Source organism: Pseudoroseomonas cervicalis ATCC 49957, assembly GCF_000164635.1.
GTDB classification, from domain to species: Bacteria; Pseudomonadota; Alphaproteobacteria; order Acetobacterales; family Acetobacteraceae; genus Pseudoroseomonas; species Pseudoroseomonas cervicalis.
In genome coordinates this window covers 364,413-368,041 of sequence record NZ_GG770778.1, presented here as the reverse complement: position 1 = coordinate 368,041, position 3,629 = coordinate 364,413, and the positions used below count along the sequence as shown (strand labels likewise).

General features: G+C 70.8%; 5 protein-coding genes. 4 read left to right on the top strand and 1 reads right to left on the bottom strand.

Going from position 1 to position 3,629, the window contains the following annotated elements; genetic code table 11:
• The first annotated feature begins 164 nt into the window (after positions 1-164).
• The 3 genes from HMPREF0731_RS08995 (at position 165) to HMPREF0731_RS08985 (ending at position 1,802) form a co-directional block, all read left to right on the top strand.
• Positions 165-434: a hypothetical protein gene (locus HMPREF0731_RS08995; RefSeq protein ID WP_007003779.1), complete on the top strand. Its 270-nt coding sequence runs from the start codon at positions 165-167 to the stop codon at positions 432-434.
• Positions 435-569: 135 nt separating this feature from the next.
• Positions 570-881, top strand: a complete 312-nt coding sequence (gene rpmB / locus HMPREF0731_RS08990) for a 50S ribosomal protein L28 (RefSeq protein ID WP_007003778.1) — start codon at positions 570-572, stop codon at positions 879-881.
• Positions 882-1,049: 168 nt separating this feature from the next.
• Positions 1,050-1,802 (top strand): sensor histidine kinase, encoded by a 753-nt coding sequence (locus HMPREF0731_RS08985; RefSeq protein ID WP_040612602.1) that lies wholly within the window; start codon positions 1,050-1,052, stop codon positions 1,800-1,802.
• 85 nt (positions 1,803-1,887) lie between these two features.
• Here HMPREF0731_RS08985 and HMPREF0731_RS08980 read toward each other — a convergent pair whose 3' ends face one another.
• Positions 1,888-3,090, bottom strand: coding sequence for a 4-hydroxybenzoate 3-monooxygenase (locus tag HMPREF0731_RS08980; protein WP_007003777.1), 1,203 nt, complete (start codon positions 3,088-3,090; stop codon positions 1,888-1,890).
• 61 nt (positions 3,091-3,151) lie between these two features.
• Here HMPREF0731_RS08980 and HMPREF0731_RS08975 point away from each other — a divergent pair.
• A partial coding sequence (locus tag HMPREF0731_RS08975; RefSeq protein WP_007003776.1) for an AraC family ligand binding domain-containing protein occupies positions 3,152-3,629 on the top strand: 478 nt, incomplete at its 3' end.

Here is a 3,629-nt window from a genome sequence, read left to right as displayed (position 1 = left end):
GGGTGGAACCGGGCGCCAAGCCCGCCAACCCGCCCGGCTGAACCAGCCCCCGGCGGGGCGTGACCGGTCCCGCCGGGCAAAAATGACGAAAAGGAAGGGAGAGCGGGGGTTTTGCCGGCCCCGCATCCTGACTATGTGACCGGACCGTATCAGGAGGGCACCAGATGCAACTCGATCCGCAGGGGGTGGCCCCGGAAGACCTCAGCCATGCCGGTTCCGTCGTGGACAAGGCGATCGAATACATGATCGAGCAGAAGATCGCGCCGATCTCCGTCGCCTCCGCCCTGCTGGGCGGCGCGCTGGGGCTGATGGCGCGCTCGATGCGCGACGAGGCGATCGCCAATGTGCTGCGCAGCGCGCTGGCCTCCGTCGAATCGGGCGAGCTGGCGGAGATGCGGCAATCGGCGCCGCAGCCCGGCTCCGGCAGCATGTGAGGCGCGCCGCGGCGTGGCTTTTGCGCCGCCGAATCCTTGACTCTCCCCCGGGGCCGCGCCATACGCCCCGTCTGTTTTTCATCCCGGGTGTGCGGTCTCTGCCGCGGCCCTGATCGTCCTTTGAAGGGTAGCGCCATGGCTCGCCGTTGCGGCATCACCGGCAAGGGCGTGCTGACGGGCAACAACGTCAGCCACGCCAACAACAAGACGCGTCGCCGGTTCCTCCCGAACCTGCAGGAGACCTCGTTCTTCTCCGACGTGCTCGGCACCTCCGTGCAGATCCGCCTGTCGACCAACGGCATCCGCACCGTGGAGCACAATGGCGGGCTGGATTCCTTCCTGCTCGGCACCCCCGACCGCAAGCTGCCGACCGAGGCGCTGGTGCTGAAGCGCCGCATCGCCAAGGCGCAGGTGAAGAAGGCCGCCTCGGCCGCCGCCGCGGCCTGAGCCGGTTCGCCGCCGGGGCGCTCCGCCCCGCCGCGTGAGACGACGCGCCATGCCCCGCATGGCGCGTTTTTTCATGCCCGCGCTCCAGGGGCCCGCGCCCGGCGGACCCGTCTCGTTTTTTGGCGCGGCTTTTACCTTTGCTTAACCGACATGGCCGAGCATCGGCCCATGTCTCAATTTCTGTTCGCCTCCCTGGGTGCCCTGCCCTGCCTCGCCGGGGCCGCCTTCTGGCAATGGCGCCGCCGCCGCCAGGCCGAGGCGCGCGCCGACCGGATGGCCGAGGCGCTGGCCGAGCGCGGCCGGCAGCTCGAACTGTTCGCGCAGGAGTTGCACGCCCTCGGCCTGACGCTGATGGGCGAGGCGGGGCGCGAGCAGCGGCTGGAGCGGCAGGCGCGCGCCGTGCTCGGCCTCGCCGCCGATGTGCATGACACCGCCGGCGCCCGCTCCGGCCCGCGCGTGCTGAAGGAGGAGCGCATCCTGCTCGGCCCGGTGTTGCAGGAGGCGATCGAGCAGGTCTCGCTGGCCCTGGCCCCTGGCCAGCGGCAATGGCGCGTGGCGCCCGAGCTGCACCAGGCGGCGCTGCTGGCCGATGCGCGGGCGCTGCGCGGCGCGCTGCGCCAGGTGCTGACGCGGGCCGTGCGGCTGAGCCGCGATGGCGACCCGATCGCCCTGCAACTGGTGCGCAGCGACGAGACGGTGGCGATCGTCATCGAGGATGAGGGCGCCGGCCTGCCGGCCGAGGATCTGTCCGTGCTGGGCCGGCAATCCGGCACGCGCGGCCTGGGGCTGGGCCTGCTGGTGGCGCGGCAGTTGCTGCACGCGCATGAGGGCGAGCTGACCATCGAGGCGGTGCAGGGTATTGGCGCGCGCACCTGGATGACGTTGCCGCGCCGCCGCCTGCTGACCCACCAGCCCGGCTAGCGCGCCCCCCCCTGATGGCGGGTGCAGGGGACCCCGTCCCCTGCTGGGGGAGTTTGAGGGGGCAAAGCCCCCTCAAGCCACACGCTTATTCGTCGAAGGGCAGCCCCACATAATTCTCCGCCAGCGCCATGGCCGCGGCGCGGGAGGTGCGGACGAAATCGAGATCGGCCAGGTGGATGCGCTGCTCGAAAGGCGTCTCGTCAGCGTTCCGGTGCAGCATGGTGGTCATGTACCAGGAGAAGCGCTCGCCCTTCCAGACGCGGCGCAGGGCGGTGGCGCTGTAGCGCGCCAGCGCCTCGCCGTCGTTGCGGCGATACTTCGCCTCCAGCGCGCGGGAGAGCACCAGCACATCGGCCACCGCTAGGTTCAGCCCCTTGGCGCCGGTGGGCGGCACGATGTGCGCGGCGTCGCCGGCCAGGAACAGCCGGCCATGCTGCATCGGCTCGCAGACGAAGCTGCGCAGCGGGATGATGCCCTTCTGGAAGATCTCTCCCTGTTGCAGCTGCCAGCCATCCTCGGTGGCCAGCCGCGCCTGCAATTCGTCCCAGATGCGGGCATCGGACCAGTTGGCGATGTCGTCCCGCGGGTCGCACTGGATGTACATGCGCTGGATCTCGGGCGAGCGCGTGGACAACAGGGCAAAACCCTCGCCCTGGTTGGCGTAGATCAGCTCGTGCCAGGAGAGCGGCGCGCGGGCCAGGATGCCGAGCCAGCCGAAGGGGTAGATCTTCTGGTACTCGGTGCGCATGGCGGCGGGGATGGCCTGCCGCCCCGGCCCGTGGAAGCCGTCGGCGGCGACGATGTAGTCGCAATCCAGGCGCTGCGCCTCGCCCTCCGCGCCGTCGCGCCAGGTGAGGAAAGGCCGGTCGGTGTCGATGCCGTGGATCGCCGTGTCGGCCACCCCGAACAGGATTTCTCCCCCATCGGCCAGGCGCGCGGCGATCAGATCCTTCAGCACCTCGTGCTGGGCATAGACCGTCACCTTCTTGCCGCCGGTCAGCTCCTCCATGTCGAGATGCAGGCGCTGGCGGTTCCATTGCAGGGTGATGCCGGTGTGGAAATGCCCCTCCCGCGCCATCCGCTCGCCGAGCCCCATCTGGTGCATCAGCTCGGTCACCCAGTGCTCCAGCACGCCGGCGCGGATGGTGCCTTCCACCTCGGCGCGGCTGCGGCTTTCCAGGATGACGCTGCCGATGCCGGCGCGGTGCAGCAGATGCGCCAGGAACAGCCCGGCCGGGCCGCAGCCGATGATGCCGACCGGGGCGGCGCGGCGTTGCGTGCTGTTCATGGACTTTTCCTCCTGCGATCCTGCTTGGCCGCAGGATATCCAGCCAAAGCAAGGCGCCGGAATGGACGGAAGGGCGGAATTCCGGCACTTTTCCGCCATGCAGCTGGTGCCCCGTTTCTTCCTGTATGGCGAGGCCGAGGACGCGGCGGATAGCCGCTTCCTGCATATCGAGACGATCCCCGAGCGCGCCGGGCGGCATGGCTGGCGCATCGCGCCGCACCGGCATCCCGGCCTGCTGCAATTGCTGCTGGCGACACGGGGCGAGGGCCGGGCGCAGTTCGACGGCGCCGAACACCCTTTCACCGCCCCCGCCCTGCTGCTGCTGCCGCCGGCGGTGATCCATGGCTTCGCCTTCCGCCCCGGCACGGATGGCTGGGTGCTCAGCATCGGCCTGCCCTACGCGGCCGAGCTGCTGGCCGAGGACACGCTGCCCGAGGAGGCGGCGCTGCTGCCGCTCGACCGCGCGGCGCTGCTGCGCCACCGCGTGCTGCGCCGCTTCGCCGAGCTGGCCGAGGAGTTCCGCGCCAGCCGCCCCGGCC

Excerpts from the sequence above, each read along its gene's own strand:
- HMPREF0731_RS08995 (WP_007003779.1), top strand. The coding sequence starts at position 165 with ATGCAACTCGATCCGCAGGGGGTGGCCCCGGAAGACCTCAGCCATGCC.
- rpmB (WP_007003778.1), top strand. The coding sequence starts at position 570 with ATGGCTCGCCGTTGCGGCATCACCGGCAAGGGCGTGCTGACGGGCAAC.
- HMPREF0731_RS08985 (WP_040612602.1), top strand. The coding sequence starts at position 1,050 with ATGTCTCAATTTCTGTTCGCCTCCCTGGGTGCCCTGCCCTGCCTCGCC.
- HMPREF0731_RS08980 (WP_007003777.1), bottom strand. The coding sequence starts at position 3,090 with ATGAACAGCACGCAACGCCGCGCCGCCCCGGTCGGCATCATCGGCTGC.